The organism is Paenibacillus agricola (genome assembly GCF_011440305.1).
GTDB classification, from domain to species: Bacteria; Bacillota; Bacilli; order Paenibacillales; family NBRC-103111; genus Paenibacillus_S; species Paenibacillus_S agricola.
Genome location: NZ_JAAOIW010000001.1, coordinates 46,646 through 66,150, shown reverse-complemented (window position 1 = coordinate 66,150; position 19,505 = coordinate 46,646). Strand labels below are relative to the sequence as shown.

Sequence of the window (19,505 nt, the reverse complement as noted above, 5' to 3'; positions counted from 1 at the left end):
TAATTATAAAATGTAAAGGTAAAGGAGCCATCATCATATGAAGCTTACCAATAAAATCGGTGTCATTGTAGATAGTTTCGGAATTGGTGTTCATGCTGGACTCAAGAAAGCGCAGGAGGTCGGAGCGGACGGGGTGCAAATCTATGCCGTGTCCGGCGAGATGGATCCGGCTGTGCTTACACCGCAGGCGCGTAAGGATTTAAAGCAATATATCGCTTCATTAGGCTTGGACATCTCGGCATTATGCGGCGATCTGGGCGGCCATGGCTTTCAGGACCGATTAGCGAATCCGCAGAAGATAGAGCAATCCAAACGGATACTCGATTTGGCGCTGGAGATGGGCACGAATATCGTGACGACGCATATAGGGATTGTCCCCGAGGACCCGCATGATCCGATTTATGAGGCGATGCAGGCTGCTTGTGAAGAGCTGAGTAATTACGCCCACAGCATGAATGCGTATTTCGCGATCGAAACAGGTCCAGAGCCAGCGGCGAGATTAAAAGGCTTCTTAGATTCACTCACAACAAGTGGCGTTTCTGTAAACTTTGATCCGGCCAATATGGTTATGGTTACAGGGGACGATCCTGCGAAGGGGGTTTTGCTGCTTAAGGATTATATCGTGCATACGCATGTGAAGGATGGAGTCAAGCTGCGAGAGGTTAATCCGAAAAATGTATATGGCTATTTGGGCTACCAGAAAATGACCCATGAGCATATTGCTTCGATGGCATCAGCAGGACGGGATTTTGAAGAAGTGCCGCTGGGGGAAGGTAAGGTCGATTTCCAAGCGTATTTTAGTGCCTTGCAGCAAATCGGATATACGGGGTATTTGACCATAGAGCGCGAGGTGGGAGACCAGCCGGAGGTGGATATCCGTAAAGCAGTTTCTTTCATCCGCAATTATTGCGGTTAGGAGCTCTGTGCATACGGGCGCCTTATGGTATAATGATGAGATTATAGTCTGCGGATGCTCGCAGATCTTTCATCGTTAAGGGGGAAAAGGCGTTGCGCAAGTGTTTTGTAATTGAAGCGGTAATGATTACGGTATACGGGGAAATGCTGGTTCCCAAACAGCCTGTGGAGTACCTGGTGCCCTATACAACCATAAGTGAGCTGTATGAAATGATAGAAAGCAAGGAGCCCGTAATGCCGTTTTCGGTGGACGAGGCCCATGTGCGGGCGAAGATCAGCGAGCTGATTGCTATGCTTGAGGAGCCATTTAACAAGAAAAAGCTCGAGCGCGCACTGGCAACTCCTTGGGGAAAAAGCCCGCCATTGCCATTTAACGATCATGTAACCTTTATTGTTGTTAATGCCTATGAAAATGCCGAATATGGGGAAGAATTCGACCCCATCGAGACCGAGATGATCTTAACGGCTCTTCGTGAAAAAGCACCAATTATGACAGACCAACCGGATTTGGTGGACAGGATTATCGAAGCCACCATTCCGGTGCAAATTTTTGATATGGATGATTTTGAATTTGCCGTGGAGGAAGACCGTAACCCTGTTTAACCATCAGGTGAGTATTCTTAGCGGGAAATAACGCTCCAAGAGGATAGCAATCGTCTTGATTTTAATCGGTTTTATGACAAAATCGACCATTCCCAAGCTTAAACAAAACTCTTTATCGATCTGTGAAGAGCTTGAGGTCACAGCAATGATACGCGGTCTTATCTGCTCAGGCATGCTGCCGAGGATCGTTTGTACCGTTTCAAAGCCGTCCATTTCGGGCATTTGCAGATCCATAAAGATAACATCATAGGTGGTTTTACCCAATAGCTCCAGCACTTCATAGCCATTTTTTGCAGAGTCAAACGTATGCCCTAGCTTTTGTAAAATACGTTCCATGAGCATCTGGTTAATTGGATGGTCTTCGGCTACCAATACGTGCAATTTGGCCGTCTTAGTGATGGGGTGAGGGTGGAACATTTCCGTTGCCGCTATTTCCCGCAGGGGAGCAGGCTCTGTAAAGTAAAAGGGTTTCGTAAGAATCGTAAAAACAAAAATCGCCCCGTGCTCCACATGCTCTTGGGCATGAATATGTCCACCCATCAATTCTACCAAGGTTTTACAAATCGCTAGTCCAAGCCCCGTACCGCCATATTTTCGTGCCATAGACGAATCCAATTGAGAAAAAGGCTTGAATAAGTCCACCATCTTCAGTGGAGGAATGCCAATGCCACTATCCTTTATCGTAAATTCGATCTCCAAAATCTCCCCTTGATGCGATATTTGGTTGACCAGAATATAAATTCCACCGCTTTTTGTAAATTTTACAGCATTGCCGATGAGATTGATTAAAACTTGGCGAAGCCTTGTGGGGTCGCTGGCAATAAGCTGGGGAAGCTCTTCATCGATATAAAATTCCATCTTCAGATCGCGTTCCAAGGCAGAGGCTGTAAACAAGTCGAAGCTTTCTTGAACCAATGATTTTAATTCAATCGGTTCCTCCTCAAGCTCCATTTTACCTGATTCAATCTTCGAATAATCCAAAATGTCATTGATAACGGACATCAAAGCATCTGCACTATTGCGGATAATCTCCGCATATTTCCGTTGCTCCGCTTCCAGCTCCAATTCCAGAAGCAATTCGGCCATTCCGATCACCCCATTCATCGGGGTGCGGATTTCATGGCTCATCATCGCCAGAAATTCCGATTTGACACGCAACGCATCCTCGGCTTCTTCCTTGGCTTGCAATAGCTCCAGATCTAGGCTTTTGCGATGTGTAATGTCTCTGGCAATAACGTAGACGCCAACCACATTCGATTCCAGTAAAATGGGAATAGTAATGACATCATAAATTAAGACATCGCCATTGCTGTTTTTTTCCTTCATTTCATAACGCTGCACGATACCGCTTACCGATTGCTTGAAATAGTGCTCGATACTAAGCAAGTTTTCTGGGCTTGTAAAGGTGCGGAAATGCAGTTTTTTTTGCTGGATCTCTTCATTTTTTACACCCGTAATTTTCTCGAAGGCTGGATTGATCGAGATGTAATTGCCCAACAAATCCAAGGAGTAAATAAGATCCGGATGATGCTCAAATAAGGTGACGGCTTCTCGGAAGCGTTCCAGGCCCTTGTTGCTTCTCTCCAGCTCCGCCTTGACGGATTCCAGCGCCTTTTTTTGCAGGTCTAATTCTATAAATACCTTGACCTTGCTGAGGAGGATATCCGTGTTAACCGGTTTGAACAAGAAATCGACAGCCCCGGTTTCATAGCCTTTATAAACACTAGCATCTTCCTTATGGATAGCCGTCACGAATATAATGGGGATACGCTTTGTCGTTTTATTGCCGTGTAAAATTTCGGCCAGCTCAAAGCCATTCATTTCAGGCATATTCACATCGAGTAAAATCAACGCAAAATCATGGCGCAGCGTGTAGGAGAGGGCTTCATTCCCGGAATGTGCTTTGAAAATTGCGCAGCCTAATGTTTTTAATATTTTCTCCATCGCATACAAATTTTCTTCGCGATCATCAACCACCAGTATTTTGGCGACGAGCTCTTCTTTTGTCGTATTCATATGTGTCCTCCTTATAAAGCATAATCCTAATTAAACAGCCATACCCTGAGCAAGGAGAGAAGGTTGTCGGTGTCGATAGGCTTGGTCATATAATCGTTGGCGCCGCCTTCAATACACTTCTTCCGGTCACCTACCATTGCATTAGCGGTTAGTGCAATAATTGGCAGCTTCTTAAATTTGGGGTTTTCACGAATGATTCGCATCGCTTCATAGCCGTCCATAATCGGCATCATAATATCCATAATGACCAATTCAATCGCATTGTCATGGTCCAGCATTTCCAGAGCTAGCTTGCCATTATCAGCCATAATCACGTCCATCTCGTAATGCTGTAGCATTTTGGAAAGTGCAAATGTGTTGCGCAAGTCATCATCGACCAATAAAATTTTCCGGCCTTTAAGCGTTTGGTCGCCATCATGCAGCATACCCACGCCTTGGCGTTGTTCAAAGGGCAGTGATTTATTCACGTTATGCAGGAAAAGAGAAACTTCCTCCAACAAACGTTCGGGAGGCTGAGAGCCTTTAATGACGATATTATCTGTAAATTGATTCAATTCTTTATAATCAGCTTCAGATAATTCTTTGCCAGTATTGATAATAATCGGCGGCACTTTCATATCTTTAAATTCGCCCAGCCGAGCCAGAAATTCAAACCCTGTCATATCGGGCAGCTTTAAATCGAGAATCATACAATTGTATTCCTGCGACTGTAGCTTTTGCAAGCCTTCTATGCCTGTATAGGCACTATGGATCTCGATTTTTTTATGTTTAAGCATGTCATAAATCGCTTTTTGGTTATTGACATCATCCTCAATGACGAGTATGTGTTGGATGCGTTCGTTTAACGTCGTTTCAATTCTGGAAAAAATAATGTCAAGGTCGGTAATGCTGATCGGCTTAGAAAGGAAGCCTACGGCACCTTTATCCAGCGAGATTTGTCTTTCTTCGTTACCTGTAATGATGTGGACGGGAATATGTCTAGTTTCGCTGTCGTGCTTGAGCAAGTCGAGCATTTTCAGTCCATTGATATCAGGAAGCCCCAGATCGAGCAAGATGGCATTAGGCACATATTTTTTGATTAGCTGGAGCCCGCTGAAGCCATCCTCGGCAGCGATACATTTAAAGCCCTTTGTCTTGGATATATCGAGGAGAACCTTGGCAAAACTTTTGTCATCCTCAACAATGACAATCACTTTATCATTTGGCTGAACATCGTCGCGGTCATCCGGAATAAAAGGCTTAATGGTTAGGGGAGTCATTGTCGTTTCCATAGCTTCACTGAGTAAGGCTTGCATGTCATGCTCCTTTTGTCGAAGCCCTCCAAACACCTCTGCAGAAACAATATCTTTAGAGGAGGCCATACCGTTCTCTGGATCGCCGATTGAAGAAATATTTTCCATATCCAGTGGCAATATTAAGGTAAAGGTACTGCCTAATCCTTCCTGGCTTACCAGGTGAATTTCCCCACCCAGCAGCTTGGCGAGCTCACGGGAAATTGTTAAGCCGAGACCAGTGCCCCCGTATTTACGGTTGGTGGAGCCATCGGCTTGCTGGAAGGATTCGAAGATTTCCTTTTGCTTATTCGGCACAATCCCAATGCCCGTATCGGTTACGATAAAGGACACCGTGTTGCTGGTGTTAAGTGCCTTATTAATAAAATGAACATCGGCATTTGGCCGGCAGATGCGTAAAGAAACGGTGCCTTTGGAAGTAAATTTGAAGGCATTGGACAAAAAGTTTTTCAGGATTTGTTCGGTTCGTTGGCCATCCGTTATTAGTGTCCATGGAATTCCTGCTTCTATAAGCATTTCGAACTGCACACCTTTATCCTGCGCTATAATATTAAATTGATATTTAAGGTTGTGGACAATCGTTTCCAGCTTGACTTCTTCGGGGATCACATTTAATTTGCCGGCTTCCACTTTGGACAAGTCCAAAATATCATTGATCAAGGTTAACAAATTCAAACCACCGCTATAAATGATTTGCGCGGACTCGGTCTGGTCCTCCGTCAAATTCCCCTCCACATTATTGGCAAGCAGCTTGGCCAGTATTAACAGACTGTTAAGCGGAGTCCTAAGCTCATGCGACATGTTTGCCAAAAACTCCGATTTGTAATTGCTTGCCAGCTCAAGCTCGTTGGCTTTCACTTCAAGGTCATCCTTGGACAATTGGATCATTTCGTTTTGCTTGACGATATCCATCGTTTGGATTTCCAAACGCTTTGTTTTATCGGCCATCTCGCCATTAATGATTTGGAGCTCTTCGCTTTGCAGCTTAAGCTTCTCCTCAGAGCGTTTGAGCATTTCGGTTTGCTCTTCCAGCTCTTCATTCGAGGTGCGTAATTCCTCCTGCTGGAGCTGTGCTCCCTCAGCCAGTCGTAATGCCTCAACAGCAAGCAGCTGCGATTCCAGCAAAGATTCCTCTGTACGCTGACGGCTGGCTGCACTGTTAATAATAACCCCTAACGGTGTCGACAATAATTCAAGCAAATTTTGCTGTGTAGCTGTAAAAGCTTTGAAGGAAGCGAGCTCAATGACTGCGACCACCTCTTCCTCAAACAGGATGGGCATGACGAATATAGTCAATGGATTGCCTTTTCCAAGGCCAGAGCTGATTTGTATATATTCATCAGGCACCTGGGTCAACAAAATCGGCTTCTTTTCCAAGGCACATTGGCCAATCAAGCCTTCTCCCAATTGAAAGCGATGCGAGATGTTTTTTCGCTCCGTATAAGCATAGCTGCCGAGTAATAAAAAATCGCCTGTGTGCTCGGAGTTTTTTCCGGTCTCTTTCACATAAAAGGCACCTTGTCCGACTTCAATCAATTTCGATATTTCAGAAATTAGCATTTTCACAAGCTCCTGCAGGTCTGTCATGCCCAAAGAAAGCTCGGTTAATCGGGCGAATTCAGCCTTTAGCCAATATTGCCGTTCTTTTTCCGCCATCATTTCCTTGAAGGTAAAATAAACCTGGATCAGTAGAGAGAGCGATATTAAACTAATCAGTACAATAAAGATGAGCATAAAAACAAGCCATATTAAAGCTTGATCCCGGCCTTTCTCCATCAACCCGATAAGTCCGGCTGCATATTGATCCTCGGCTTGCTTCATTAGATCTAGCACATCTGTAGATTGGAGATACCAATATTGCGCATCCACATTGGGCTTCGCTGTAGCAACTCCATTGAGTACTAGTTGTCTTATACGGTTTACCTCTTCTACCACTTGGCCTTTTACAATCGATCGGTATAAATGAAGCCAGTCTGGTGCTGCCAAAGTTGTAAAGCTATTGAGATAGAGCTCCCGCTCCTTATCGACCAAGCCTAATTGATACAAATCTGCGGACTGTATTTGGCTACCCTTAAGCATATTACTAATGAGCATGCGTTCCTGGTTTAGGGCGGATTTGCTTTTGGAAAAGCTATTGAACGCATACAGCATATTACCGATTTCCGTATTGGAGCTGCCTAGCTTCATTTGGTCGATTAAATTAAAAAACGACCCAAACGTATCCTCATAGTCCGTAAGGATCCTCGTCTGATCTGCTATGGATTTGTTGGTTAGCTCCCGCTCTTGAACAAGCTTATCCAACTTACCCATGGCCATCGTCAAGTTATCGTCTAATATCGTATCCCACTGGTCTTTAGAAAAGGTTTGTACAAATTGCTTCAGATTATCGATGCTTTGATTAGCTTTTTTTCGTTGCTCCAGTATAGGGCTTGGTACGCTTGGTGCTGGTCCAGTGTAGTGGCTGGCTTCCAGACCTTGCTCCTTCTGAAGCTCGTGGATGACATCTAGAGCCATGACTGCAAGCTTGCTTTTACTTTCTAATAGCGCTAGCTCCGACCGCTCGTTTAATTTAACGAAAATAGCAGCAGCTGAAAAATAAAGCAAACCTATCAGAGGAATTAACACCATCACCATCAGCTTGCTGTTAATTTTCAAATTATTAATCCATTGCATGTGAACATCCTCATTTCTGAATCTCGCCAAGCAACCGGCCTCCATTATTCTTGAAATTTCAGCCTGGCCTCAACTAATTAATGATACCATAATTAGTAATAAAGAGATATGGTATTCACGTAGATATATCTTGCTGCCGCAGGTCTCAGCCAGCAGTCGCGGTTTATTTTGTGTGCAAGTTTCAGAAATATTTCAAAAAGGCCGTTTATAGTAATAGGATCGTCAGATTCTATGAGATTTGTTGAAAATTAGGGAGGATGAGTTAAAATTGATGCAAAATAAGAGAAATAGTTTTATGCTAGAGATAGCGGGGCTAGAGATGTTTGGATTGCTGCCCTTCGGCGGATTTTTGAACGCTTTTCTGCTTGATGTTTGCCCAGGTTGAACAGTTTACATAGGCTGCACAGGCTGGAATTAAATTACATACAGGAGTTGGAGTGAAATGGAGCATATTCATGGCTCGCATGATAGTCTATTGGTCGTTTTTTCGTATATAGTTGCGGTAGCAGCGTCTTACACAGTACTTGATTTGTCAGGAAAAATCAGTACGACAACAGGTATAAACCGCTGGCTATGGCTTTTATTTGGTGCCGTGGCAATGGGCATGGGGATCTGGTCGATGCATTTTGTCGGCATGCTTGCTTTTTCGCTGGCTGTACCTGTGGCTTATGATCTTGGGTTTGTAGTGCTGTCCGTACTAGTGGCGATCCTCGCTTCCTTTATTGCTTTATACATTGTCGGTCGGCAACACTTAACACTTCGTCTATTAATCAGTGGCGGGCTGTTGCTTGCTTCCGGAATTTCGGCGATGCATTATATCGGGATGGCAGCGATGATGATCGACGTCACCTATGATCCATTCTACTTTGTGCTTTCTATCATTATCGCAATTGTTGCGTCAATCGCTGCGCTGCTGTTGTCGTTTTATTTCAATAAAGCTGGCGAGCGCGGAGAGGTTTGGAAAAAGCTGGGCAGTGGGTTGATTATGGGAGCCGCTGTCGTTGGTATGCATTATACAGGGATGCTGGCAGCCAATTTTCAATTAAGCGCCAAATCGGAATTAACGACAGGTATGCTGCTGGATCAAAAATGGCTGGCTTATTTTATATCCGGAGGCACGCTCTTTACGCTTGGATTGTCATTGATCGGAATCTTCATTTCCAAAAGATTTTCATATAAAGATTCAGAAATTAAAGAAAAAACAGATGAAAATGTTCGGATCAATCAGGAGCTGCGCAAGCTCAACGAGCATTTGGAGCAATTAGTTAAGGAGCGAACAGCACAGCTGGAGAAAGCTCATGATGAAGCGATCCAGGCCAATCAAATTAAAAGCCAGTTTCTGGCCAATATGAGCCATGAGTTAAGGACGCCGCTTAATGCCATTATTGGATATAGTGAAATGCTCAAGGAAGATGCAGAGGAGCTTGGCGATCCGATGTTTGTGGATGATCTTGGTAAAATCAGCAAGGCAGGAAACCACTTATTGTCGCTGATTAATGATATTCTGGATATATCGAAGATAGAAGCCGGGAAAATGGAGCTGTACTTCGAGAGCTGCGATGTGGCTGGACTCGTCCACGATGTGTCAATGACGCTTAATCCACTAATGGAAGCCAATCAGAATCAATTGGAAATTCGCTGCGAACCAGACGATATGACGATCGATGTGACTAAGCTTCGACAAATATTGATCAATTTACTGAGCAATGCGAGCAAATTCACGAAAGAAGGTACGATTTTTTTTAATGGTTACCGCCAAACAAGAAATAACCGGGAAGGCTATTGCTTCAGCGTGAAGGATACGGGAATTGGCATGACGCCCGAACAGGTAAGCATACTATTTCAGCCCTTCACTCAGGCCGATTCATCCACTACACGCAAGTATGGAGGAACGGGTCTTGGACTTGCGATCAGCCAAAGATTTTGTCATATTATGGGTGGCGAAATTGATGTGGACAGTGAGCTTGGGTCTGGAAGCACCTTTACGTGCTGGCTGCCGGTCGCTCCGTTGGAGCCGGAGCCGGTCAAGGAATTGCCAGCCATCTATTTGGAGGATGTAGACGCAGCGAGCAAAGTCAGTATTCTTTTGATTGATGACGAGACTTTCAATCAGGAGCTGATGACGCGGTATCTGGCTAAAGAAGGCTGGACCTTAGCTTTTGCCGAAACGGGGCTGGAGGGGATTGCGATGGCGAAGCAGCTTCGACCCAAAGTGATCTGTCTCGATATCCTTATGCCGAATATGGATGGGTGGAGCGTATTAACGACACTGAAGAGTGACCCGGAGCTGATGGATATTCCCGTAGTGATCTGGTCCATGACCAGCGACAAGTATCTTGGTTATTCGCTGGGTGCATCCGAGTTTCTTATGAAGCCGGTGCAGCGTGACCGGCTTATTGATGTGATGAACAAATATGTCTCAAACCTTGCCGAGCATACGATACTAGTGATCGAGGATGACCAGCCAACAAGTGAACTCATGACAAGATTGCTCCATAAAGAGGGCTACTCTGTGACTCAAGCCCAAAATGGGCGGATCGCCTTGGAATATATGGAGCGGGCTATCCCAGAACTGATCCTGCTTGACTTGATGATGCCAGAGATGGATGGGTTTCAATTTGTTGTCGAGCTGCGTAAAAGGGAAGCTTGGAAAGCCATACCCATTGTTGTATTAACTGCCAAGTCGATAACGTCGGAGGATCGGTTGAAGCTTAATGGTTATGTCGCGAGTATTATTCAAAAAGGCTCGTATGGCCATAAATCGTTATTGGAGGAAATTCGCCAGTTTATAACGGTAGATTTGAAGGTATAGAGCTGCCCTGTACAGTGCTGACATTATAAGTAATATTGGAGGAATTATGGCTATGCATACTATTCTTTTAGTTGAGGACAACGAAATGAACCGCGATATGCTGTCTCGGCGACTAACCCGCAAAGGCTTTCGGGTTCTTACTGCTGAAGATGGTAGACAAGGTGTTGATCTGGCGATACAGGAGGCTCCAGATTTGATCCTTATGGATATGAGTCTGCCTGTTCTGGATGGCTGGGGTGCGACGCGACTGCTAAAAGCTACTCTTGAAACCCAGCAGATCCCGGTTATTGCATTGACAGCCCATGCAATGGCAGGTGATAAGGAGGAAGCGTACCAAGCGGGGTGCGATGATTTTGATACAAAGCCAATCGTGATGGAGCGGCTGCTGGAAAAAATATACGTAGGATTGGCAAAGCGTGAGAAAGAGCTACCCCTTAGTTTTGACCCATCGAATGGAGACCATCAATGAATGATATAGAGCTCTCAAAAATTTTAATTGTAGATGATCAAGAATATAATATCAGTCTTTTGGAGCGTATATTGGGTCGTGCCGGCTTTAAGCATATACACAGCACCATGGATCCCCAGCAGGTTCTGCTGATGCTTGAAGAGGTTAAACCGGATATTGTTCTGCTTGATTTACATATGCCGGGCTTGGATGGCCTGCAGGTTCTGAGGATGATCCGTGAGCAGACCGCGATGGATAGCTATTTGCCAGTGCTGATGCTTACTGCGGATGTTACATCCGAGGCCAAGCAGCGGGGCCTGCAAGCAGGAGTCAATGACTTTTTGACCAAACCGTATGACCGGACAGAGGTTATACTACGGATTAATAATTTGCTGAGAACCCGCAACCTCCATTTGCAGCTTCAGCAGCATAATAGTACGCTGGAGGAGAGGGTGCAGCAGCGCACGGAGGAGCTGCAGCAGGCCAAGGTCGAAATGCTTCAGCTTCTAGGGCGCGCAGCGGAATATAGAGATGATCTAACCGGACAGCATACGCAAAGGGTGGGATGGCTGTCAGGCTTGATCGCAGTCCGCTTGGGGCTGTCGGAGCAGCAGGTCAACCTGATCAAGAAAGCGGCTCCGCTTCATGATATCGGAAAAATCGGTATTCCTGACGAGATATTACTTAAACCTGGGCGCTTTGAGCCCCACGAATTTGAACGAATGAAGGCGCATACGTCCATTGGTGCCAGCATTTTGGAAGGGAGCTACTTCACGATCTTGAAGCTGGCCGGAATTATAGCACGTTCGCATCATGAGAAATGGGATGGCTCCGGCTATCCTGAAGGGCTGCAGGGAGAAGCGATTCCTCTAGAGGCGCGCATCGTCGCTCTAGCCGATTTCTATGATGCTTTAACCCATGAGCGACCTTATAAAAAAGCTTGGACACCGGAGGAAACCTTGGCCGAGGTGGAGAAGCAAAGCGGCCTCCATTTTGATCCGTATATTGTGGACGCGTTTATCCATGTGTTTCACGAATTTAATCTTGCCAGCATGGAAGTCTTGCCGATTGAAGGGCTTGATATATAACCGGTACTGAGCAGCGACGCTAAGCAAATGGATGCCTATTAAGGCTTATTATACAAAAAAAGCTTATAAAACCGTTACTGGTTTTATAAGCTTTTGTAATTATAGTTAAAATACCTTCGTCGTCCAGGATTCACAATTCCACGTTTCTGTAACGACATCGCGATAAAATTCCGGCTCATGAGAAATGAGCAGGATGCTGCCCTTATAAGCCTTTAGGGCACGTTTCAGCTCTTCCTTGGCATCAACATCCAAATGGTTGGTGGGCTCATCGAGCACTAGCAGGTTCGTTTCACGGTTAATCAGCTTGCATAGCCGCACTTTTGCTTTTTCGCCGCCGCTTAGCACCACAATTTTACTCTCGATATGTTGAGTCGTAAGTCCACATTTGGCTAGTGCTGCTCGCACCTCGAATTGGGAATAGGATGGAAACTCCTTCCAAACCTCCTCGATGCAGGTGTTATAGTTGGCCTCCTTTATTTCTTGCTCGAAGTAGCCGATACTGAGATGTTCTCCTCGTCGAACGGAGCCAGACAAAGCTTGAATTTCCCCAAGGATGCTCCGCAGCAACGTCGTTTTACCAATCCCATTTGCACCCACCAAGGCAATTTTTTGGCCACGTTCCATACGCAGATCCAGCGATCTGGATAAGGGCTCCTCATAGCCAATAACGAGATTCGTTGCTTCAAAGATCAGCTTGCCTGACGTTCTAGCATCCTTGAAGTTGAACTGAGGCTTTGGTTTCTCTCTGGCAAGCTCAATCACATCCATTTTATCGAGCTTCTTTTGTCTGGACATGGCCATATTTCGTGTAGCCACGCTTGCTTTATTGCGTGCTACAAAGTCTTTTAAATCAGCAATTTCCTGCTGCTGGCGCTTATAAGAGGATTCCAGCTGTTGTTTTTTCATTTCATGGACCTGCTGGAAATAGTCGTAGTCACCCGTATAACGGCTCAGCCCTTGATTTTCCATATGGTAGATTAGGTTAATGACGCTGTTTAAAAACGGAATATCATGAGAGATTAGAATAAACGCATTTTCATATTCCTGCAAATAACGTCTTAGCCAATTGATATGCTGTTCATCCAAATAGTTCGTAGGCTCATCCAGCAGGAGAATGTCCGGCTTTTCCAGCAGCAGCTTTGCTAATAATACCTTGGTACGCTGTCCACCACTAAGATCATGGACATCCTTGTCCAATCCGATATCGGTAAGTCCCAGACCGCGGGCGGTTTCATCGACCTTGGCATCGACCATATAAAAATCCTGGTTCGTCAATGTATCCTGAATCGTTCCTACATCCTCCAGCAGTTGCTCAAGCTCTTCAGGCGTTACCTCGCCCATCCTGAGGTACATATCGTTCATCTCTTGCTCCATATCGAATAGATATTGGAAGGCTCCTTTAAGGACATCGCGCATCGTCATGCCCTTGCTCAGCACCGCATGCTGGTCAAGATAGCCAACTCGCATACGTTTGGACCATTCGACCTTGCCTTCATCCGGCTGGAGCTTGCCTGTAATGATATTCATGAAGGTGGACTTCCCTTCACCATTGGCACCAATAAGTCCAATGTGCTCGCCTTTAAGCAGGCGAAACGATACATCCTTGAAGATAGCACGATCTCCAAAGCCATGGCTTAGCTTCTCTACATTTAATATGCTCATCATTAACACCTTTTCTTGTAAACTTTTTTCTCGCTTTATTATAAGCGTTAACGGGTGAACAACTCAATATAGGATTTATGAAAAAGTTGAAAATGGGGCTGTGAGCAGCTTTTTAATGAAGAATGTAACAGGTTCATGTAGAATGGGATAAAGTGAGGGAGGGGGCCATGGAAGATATAAATGAAGGAGTGGAAGTATAAGGATTGGGAAAAAGCTAGGAGGACTAAGGGATGGAAGTCGAGAAATTTCAGGCATTGGTTATTGATAAAAATCAAGAGGGTTTTCATATAGGCTTGAAGCAGATGGCTTTGGATAATCTGCCAGAGGGAGAAGTCTTGATCCGCGTCCAATATTCAAGCTTAAACTATAAAGACGGCCTGGCTTGCACGCCAAACGGCGGTATTGTACGCAGCTATCCGCACGTTCCGGGCGTTGATCTCGCTGGAGTGGTGATAACCTCGACGGATGTACGCTTCGAGCCGGGGCAGCAGGTCATCGTGACCGGCTTTGGGCTTGGCGTGTCGCACTTTGGCGGCTTTAGCCAGGTGGCCCGAGTGCCGGCCAAGTGGGTTGTGCCGCTGCCAGCCGGCTTACAGCCGCAGGAAGCGATGCTAATCGGGACAGCGGGCTTGACCGCTGCGATCAGCATCGAGCTGCTGGAGCATAACGGGCTGAGCCCCGAGCAGGGCTCAGTATTAGTGAGCGGCGCGACTGGAGGCGTCGGCAGCTTTGCCGTGGCGATGCTTGCCGCCAGGGGCTACAAGGTTGTCGCGGCAACGGGCAAAGCCAGCGAGCATGCTTATTTGCACGCGCTGGGTGCGCGGGAAATTATAGGCCGCGAGCAGCTAAACCCCGAAGTGCGCAAGCCTTTGGAAAAACAACAATGGGCGGCAGCTATCGACCCAGTTGGCGGCAGCTCGCTCGCCTTTATATTGGCGTCATTGCAAGCTGGCGGTGCGGCGGCTGTTAGTGGATTAACGGGAGGTGTGGACGTTCCAACAACCGTCCATCCTTTTATCTTGCGGGGCGTTCACTTGTTGGGTGTGGATTCTGTGAACTACCCGATAGACCGCCGCTCTTCATTGTGGGAGCAAATAGCCCGCGATTTAAAGCAACAAGGCCATTTGGAACACATAGCCAGATTAACTATACCTCTGCGGGAAGTGGCACATTATGCTGAAGAAATACGACAAGGGCGAATTCGCGGCAGAGTCGTCATTGAGGTTTAAATGTTGAAGGCTAGATCGCTTTATATATTTTCGATTGTTACATTAATCCTTCTTGGCATGGGCTCACGGCAATTTCCCGAAGCATTGCCTGCTTTTATTGTCCATCATGCTGGAGATGTTTGCTGGGCAAGCATGATCTATTATGTTTTCCGGTTTATTTATTTGGATAAGCCACGCTTATTTGCTCTGTTGATCAGTATGCTTTTTTGCAGTGCCATTGAATTTAGCCAATTATACCAGGCTGTATGGATCAATGATATTAGGCAGACGATACTGGGAGCCTTGATATTAGGAAAAGGGTTTTTAACTATAGATTTAATTCGTTATGCTGTAGGATTAATGATTGCTGTGTGGATTGACTATTATGGGTATAAACGAATAATGAATCGTACTTAAATGAAAGGAAGCCTTCGTATCCGCAGTTCTATGCGGCAGAGGGTTTTCTTTTTTATGCCCAAATGGCTTGACTCACTAAAATGAGTAGTGGTAAGACAAGAACGAATAAAAGGATATTAACAAAAAGGATGTTTCCATCTTGTTTTAGGATTCTTTCTAATCAAAACCCTAAACCGTTGTTAATTGAGTTCCAAACCCAACAACTCACTAAACCCAGAAGCGTTCGAACCAAAGCCGTCGCATGATCGGCCTCAAATAAATGTAAACAAAAAGGATGTTTCCATCTATTTGAGGCCGATCATAAAAATAAACCCGTTGTTAATTGATTTTTCCAATTTCCCTATTTCGAAGGCTCCTACAATTAGAGCGAATTAATAAACTAGAGGTTTGTTGGAGATGAGCTATGTAGGGAGAAGGCGTAGCGCTTTGAGCCTTCTGAGAATTAGAAGGTGCATACCTTAAAATTATTCTGGGCACGATAAAGGTGACTAATCTATGGGAGTGATTAGCTTTGAATGATCAAACATATTGGTACCTAGCATTAGCGTTAGCCAGTATTGCTCTTCTTATGTACATATCCGTTAAAACAAAGGATGTCAGATCATTTTGGTTATTTTTAGCGATAGTGGGTCTGGGTTATACAATCGAAGCTGTCATTTATTTCTTTGGAGGAAGCTATCAATACGATCCCGCAATCATCAAATATGATAGCTATTTTGATAGCAATTTAGGTGCAGTAGTATCTAATACCTTATCTTTACCTGTATCCGCAACCTTTATAGCGGTATTCCGCTTAAACTGGAAGTGGGTGCTTTTTATTATAGGCACCATTGTCGGGATAGAGTGGTTGTTTACAACGCTTCAAATATATAGTCATAATTGGTGGCGCTTGGAATATACAGCACTCGGCTTACCTGTCTATTATTTGATGGCAAAACTATTTTACCGGCACCTACTCAAGCCTATAAACAAATGGTTGGATGCGCTGGTGCTAGTTCTTATGACCGTGGCAATTACGGGTACGTTACATTTCATACCTATCCTTTTTTTAGCCAGCCGTTATTATCATCCAAATTGGTTTGCGTATACAGCACGAGATACATCAGCTTTCGCTGCAGTTCTCTATTCCGCAGAAAGCTTGTTTTATGTGTTTATGGCCAAGCTTCGTTGGATAAAACTTTGGATAAAGGCATTGATTAGCGTAGCTGTTATTTATGCTGCACAAAGGATTCTAAGCCTCGTAGGTATCTTGGAAAGTCATGTATGGTGGGATAGCTGGTACTACTTATTTGTATCGATAATCGTATTGTGGATCATTCAAAGAATAAGTAACCGCTTGGATATGAAAAGGGATAGCAGCTAAAATCCAGCCGCTATCCCTTGTTCAGTTTATTCATTGTCCTTATTTGCCAAAGTTAAAGTACGTGTCGGCATTGTTGTAGCAGATGCCACTCACCATATTGCCCAGCAGCTCGAAATCATCTGGTGCTTCGCCAAGCTCGACCCATTCTCCGATCATATCGCAGAGGATTCTTCTGAAATATTCATGTCTAGTATAAGACAAGAAGCTTCTCGAATCCGTCAGCATGCCCACGAAGCGGCTTAGCAGACCAAGATTGGCCAAAGCGCGCATTTGCTCCAGCATGCCGTCTTTGGTATCCAGGAACCACCAAGCTGCTCCTAATTGTACCTTGCCAGGAATGCCGCCGCCTTGAAAGCTGCCAATAATGGAGCCCAACACATAATGATCTTTAGGGTTCAACGAGTACAGAATTGTTCTAGGAAGAGCATCATCACTATCGAGTGCATCTAACAAGCGGACAATCGGCTGTGCCAAGGAGCTATCATTGATCGAGTCAAAGCCTGTGTCCGGTCCCAAGGTGTTGAACATCCGAATGCTATTGTTACGGTGAGCATTGATATGGAATTGCATAGCCCATCCCAGCTCTGCATAAAGCTTGCCCATGAATACAAGCGTATACGTCTTGTACTGCTTTTCTTCATCAAGGCTTACTGCAGACCCTTGAAGCGCCTTGGCAAATATAGCCGCGGCTTGCTCCTTAGTTGTTTCCGCATAAGCGACATAATCCAAAGCATGGTCGGATACACGTCCGCCAACAGAATGGAAGAAGCGGATTCTGGCTTCAAGAGCGCTTAACAATTGATCATAGCTACCGATCGCTTGTCCAGCAACCTCACCCAGCTTTTGTACCCATGGCACAAAGGTAGGACGATTAATTTCCAGCCCTTTATCAGGACGGAAGGAAGGGAGGACGGCCACATCAAAATCAGGCAATTCTTTAATTTTGATATGGTATTCCAAGGAATCCGTAGGATCATCTGTCGTGCAGATGACTCTGACATTAGATTTCTTGATTAAATCTCTGGCTCCAAAGCCTTCGCTATTCAATTGGGCGTTTACCGTTTCCCAGATGGCAGGCGCATTTTTTTCATTGATCAAATCATACACCCCAAAGAAGCGTTGCAGCTCCAAGTGGGACCAATGGTATAGCGGATTACCGATCGTCATCGGAACTGTCTTTGCCCATTCCAGATAGCGGTCATAATCGCTAACGCCTTCGCCACCCGTGACGAAAGGCTCTTTAACACCGTTGGCACGCATAGCTTTCCACTTGTAGTGGTCGCCGTACAACCAAGCCTCAGTCAAGTTTTTGAAGGTTTTATTTTCAAAAATTTCCTGTGGGCTTAAGTGGCAATGGTAGTCGATAATGGGTTGATCCTTCGCATAATCGTTATACAAACGGACTGCCGTCTCATTGGTAAGTAAAAAGTTGTCGTCGAGAAATTTTTTCATTATTACTCTACACCACCTGTATGATTATGGATTGACTATTTACCTAACAAATCCAAATGCTTGCCGATATGCTTGATCAAGGATTGCTCGAAGGCTTCCTCTTGGTCGTTAAGTGTGCTGAAGAACTCGTCCGCGAACAGCGACTTGCCTTGCTCGTCTTTGGCTTGTAGCAAAATCCCATAAGTGATATGAATCACTTGGCGGGCGTTATTTTCTTCCATATACGTTTCGTTCAAGTCTTCATCTTTAACTTGGTTAAGCGGTAAGATTTTGCTTAAATCAGTAGTAACATGGTAGTAAACAGTCGCTTCTTCAAAATGGTCTAACGCATATTGGTGCATACGGCGGTACAAATCCGGTTTCACCTTGGCAACCGTCCTTACAGCTTCCAGCCAATTCGTTCCGGCTGTTTTCACATGGAAACGACCTTTGGTGTGCTTGCCGATAATGGAGAACACGCTAAACTTATCGCTGCCGGAATGGATGCTAAGCTTGTAGCCAAAATCATCGGCAATATTGGAATGGATGATCAATTCTTCTTCGAATTTGGCGATATCTCCGATATAATCGATCCCTTTTTGGAACTCACCGATAAAACGTGGCGCCATACTATAAATCGTTAGGCCGCGCGAATAAAGCTCTTTGGCAACCAGAAAATGGGATTCTGGATCTGTAGGTGTTGCCGTTTCATCAATCGAAATCTCAAAATCGATTTCACGTCCAACGTTTTTAATATAAGTATTGTAAACATGCTCCATAAAGTCCACGGCAGGACCATAGATCAATACGTTTTTGATTATTGTAGCCTTATCGAAGGAGAAGGTGGAGCCGCCGCAGTCAAAGCTTTGGTCTAGATAACGCTGCTCATAATGGCTGCGGGTTGCTTCTGGAAGCTCGGCATACTTGGCTGCTTGGGCTTCAGCGGACAAGGCTTCAACGGAGTTGTCAATATATTCGGAGCAATCAAGCGTCAGCATTGTGAAGCCAAGGCCAAGCGCCAATTCAATGTCGGCCTCAACCTTAAGATGGTCGCCGTCAGCGCCATAGCCGTCTTTGTAGCCTTCTTGGAATACAGCGTAAGCAGCGGCATCCATAACTTGCTTGTAGTCACGTCCGGTTAAATTAAGCTCACGGATACTTTGTTGGGCGAGAACCGGTTGAACGCCTCTGCCTTTGATCGTTTTCAAGTGTCCAGGGGAAGCAATGCCCAGGCGGTCGCCTAGACCAATGGTTGAGCCTTGTGTACCGAAAGCGCGTGGAACTGTATAATCAAAGTATTTGTTCAATACTAGACGGTTCTCATGGGTTAAAGGGCAGATTTTGGTGCTGCCTTCAGCTTCGCCTTGCAGGTCATCAAATAAAGGACCTTTACCTGTTGCTACCAAATATTTGATGCCTTTGTTTTTGATCATAACTAGCTTGACATCACCGGACTCAGACAATGAATGCGGATACACTTTAATACTGCTTGAATTTTCAATACCAGTAACGCTGCCGTTATGCATAGCGTCTGTAATAGATTGATACGTGCTCATGAATGGAGCCTCCTTCAATAT

13 protein-coding genes are annotated in these 19,505 nt (G+C 45.1%); 8 read left to right on the top strand and 5 right to left on the bottom strand.

Translation table 11 applies throughout. The features are described from left to right. The first annotated feature begins 37 nt into the window (after nt 1–37). Together G9U52_RS00295 and G9U52_RS00290 are read left to right on the top strand one after the other, a co-directional pair. A complete protein-coding gene (locus tag G9U52_RS00295) occupies nt 38–916 on the top strand; it encodes a sugar phosphate isomerase/epimerase family protein (RefSeq protein ID WP_166144470.1) in 879 nt (292 codons plus the stop codon). A 92-nt stretch (nt 917–1,008) separates the two neighbouring features. Beyond that, on the top strand, nt 1,009–1,518 hold the full coding sequence (locus G9U52_RS00290) for an ADP-heptose synthase (RefSeq protein WP_166144467.1): 510 nt from the start codon (nt 1,009–1,011) through the stop codon (nt 1,516–1,518). A gap of 3 nt (nt 1,519–1,521) precedes the next feature. Here the strand turns inward: G9U52_RS00290 and G9U52_RS00285 are convergent, their stop codons facing one another. Together G9U52_RS00285 and G9U52_RS00280 are read right to left on the bottom strand one after the other, a co-directional pair. Next, a complete protein-coding gene (locus G9U52_RS00285) occupies nt 1,522–3,534 on the bottom strand; it encodes a response regulator (protein ID WP_166144464.1) in 2,013 nt (670 codons plus the stop codon). Between the two features lie 26 nt (nt 3,535–3,560). Beyond that, on the bottom strand, nt 3,561–7,529 hold the full coding sequence (locus G9U52_RS00280; RefSeq protein WP_243767071.1) for a response regulator: 3,969 nt from the start codon (nt 7,527–7,529) through the stop codon (nt 3,561–3,563). Nucleotides 7,530–7,941: 412 nt separating this feature from the next. Between G9U52_RS00280 and G9U52_RS00275 the strand changes: the two genes are divergently transcribed. From G9U52_RS00275 to G9U52_RS00265, 3 genes are read left to right on the top strand one after another with little or no spacing between them, the layout of a single operon-like run. Beyond that, on the top strand, nt 7,942–10,311 hold the full coding sequence (locus G9U52_RS00275) for a response regulator (protein WP_166144461.1): 2,370 nt from the start codon (nt 7,942–7,944) through the stop codon (nt 10,309–10,311). A gap of 52 nt (nt 10,312–10,363) precedes the next feature. Then, nucleotides 10,364–10,780: a response regulator gene (locus G9U52_RS00270; protein WP_166144458.1), complete on the top strand. Its 417-nt coding sequence runs from the start codon at nt 10,364–10,366 to the stop codon at nt 10,778–10,780. Next, a complete protein-coding gene (locus G9U52_RS00265; RefSeq protein ID WP_166144455.1) occupies nt 10,777–11,847 on the top strand; it encodes an HD-GYP domain-containing protein in 1,071 nt (356 codons plus the stop codon). Before G9U52_RS00270 ends, G9U52_RS00265 begins: the two co-directional genes overlap by 4 nt. 105 nt (nt 11,848–11,952) lie before the next feature. On the opposite strand, the gene G9U52_RS00260 is transcribed toward G9U52_RS00265, so the two are convergent. Further along, nucleotides 11,953–13,509 carry an ABC-F family ATP-binding cassette domain-containing protein gene (locus G9U52_RS00260; protein ID WP_166146581.1) on the bottom strand — a complete coding sequence of 519 codons (1,557 nt, stop codon included), beginning with the start codon at nt 13,507–13,509 and terminating at the stop codon, nt 11,953–11,955. 230 nt (nt 13,510–13,739) lie between these two features. Between G9U52_RS00260 and G9U52_RS00255 the strand changes: the two genes are divergently transcribed. The 3 genes from G9U52_RS00255 (at nt 13,740) to G9U52_RS00245 (ending at nt 16,497) form a co-directional block, all read left to right on the top strand. After that, nucleotides 13,740–14,738 carry an oxidoreductase gene (locus G9U52_RS00255; protein WP_166144452.1) on the top strand — a complete coding sequence of 333 codons (999 nt, stop codon included), beginning with the start codon at nt 13,740–13,742 and terminating at the stop codon, nt 14,736–14,738. Then, on the top strand, nt 14,739–15,134 hold the full coding sequence (locus tag G9U52_RS00250; RefSeq protein WP_166144449.1) for a ribosomal maturation YjgA family protein: 396 nt from the start codon (nt 14,739–14,741) through the stop codon (nt 15,132–15,134). A gap of 511 nt (nt 15,135–15,645) precedes the next feature. Then, nucleotides 15,646–16,497 carry a hypothetical protein gene (locus G9U52_RS00245; RefSeq protein WP_166144446.1) on the top strand — a complete coding sequence of 284 codons (852 nt, stop codon included), beginning with the start codon at nt 15,646–15,648 and terminating at the stop codon, nt 16,495–16,497. Between the two features lie 39 nt (nt 16,498–16,536). Here the strand turns inward: G9U52_RS00245 and uxaC are convergent, their stop codons facing one another. Further along, complete coding sequence (gene uxaC, locus G9U52_RS00240; protein WP_166144443.1) at nt 16,537–17,949, bottom strand: glucuronate isomerase; 1,413 nt, start codon at nt 17,947–17,949, stop codon at nt 16,537–16,539. Between the two features lie 35 nt (nt 17,950–17,984). Then, nucleotides 17,985–19,484 carry a tagaturonate epimerase family protein gene (locus G9U52_RS00235; protein WP_166144440.1) on the bottom strand — a complete coding sequence of 500 codons (1,500 nt, stop codon included), beginning with the start codon at nt 19,482–19,484 and terminating at the stop codon, nt 17,985–17,987. Nucleotides 19,485–19,505 lie beyond the last annotated feature (21 nt).

What these genes read in the sequence shown, in the direction of transcription:
- G9U52_RS00270 (WP_166144458.1), top strand. Translation starts at nt 10,364, where the DNA reads ATGCATACTATTCTTTTAGTTGAGGACAACGAAATGAACCGCGATATG.
- G9U52_RS00295 (WP_166144470.1), top strand. Translation starts at nt 38, where the DNA reads ATGAAGCTTACCAATAAAATCGGTGTCATTGTAGATAGTTTCGGAATT.
- G9U52_RS00275 (WP_166144461.1), top strand. Translation starts at nt 7,942, where the DNA reads ATGGAGCATATTCATGGCTCGCATGATAGTCTATTGGTCGTTTTTTCG.
- G9U52_RS00285 (WP_166144464.1), bottom strand. Translation starts at nt 3,534, where the DNA reads ATGAATACGACAAAAGAAGAGCTCGTCGCCAAAATACTGGTGGTTGAT.
- uxaC (WP_166144443.1), bottom strand. Translation starts at nt 17,949, where the DNA reads ATGAAAAAATTTCTCGACGACAACTTTTTACTTACCAATGAGACGGCA.
- G9U52_RS00260 (WP_166146581.1), bottom strand. Translation starts at nt 13,509, where the DNA reads ATGAGCATATTAAATGTAGAGAAGCTAAGCCATGGCTTTGGAGATCGT.
- G9U52_RS00235 (WP_166144440.1), bottom strand. Translation starts at nt 19,484, where the DNA reads ATGAGCACGTATCAATCTATTACAGACGCTATGCATAACGGCAGCGTT.
- G9U52_RS00255 (WP_166144452.1), top strand. Translation starts at nt 13,740, where the DNA reads ATGGAAGTCGAGAAATTTCAGGCATTGGTTATTGATAAAAATCAAGAG.
- G9U52_RS00265 (WP_166144455.1), top strand. Translation starts at nt 10,777, where the DNA reads ATGAATGATATAGAGCTCTCAAAAATTTTAATTGTAGATGATCAAGAA.
- G9U52_RS00250 (WP_166144449.1), top strand. Translation starts at nt 14,739, where the DNA reads ATGTTGAAGGCTAGATCGCTTTATATATTTTCGATTGTTACATTAATC.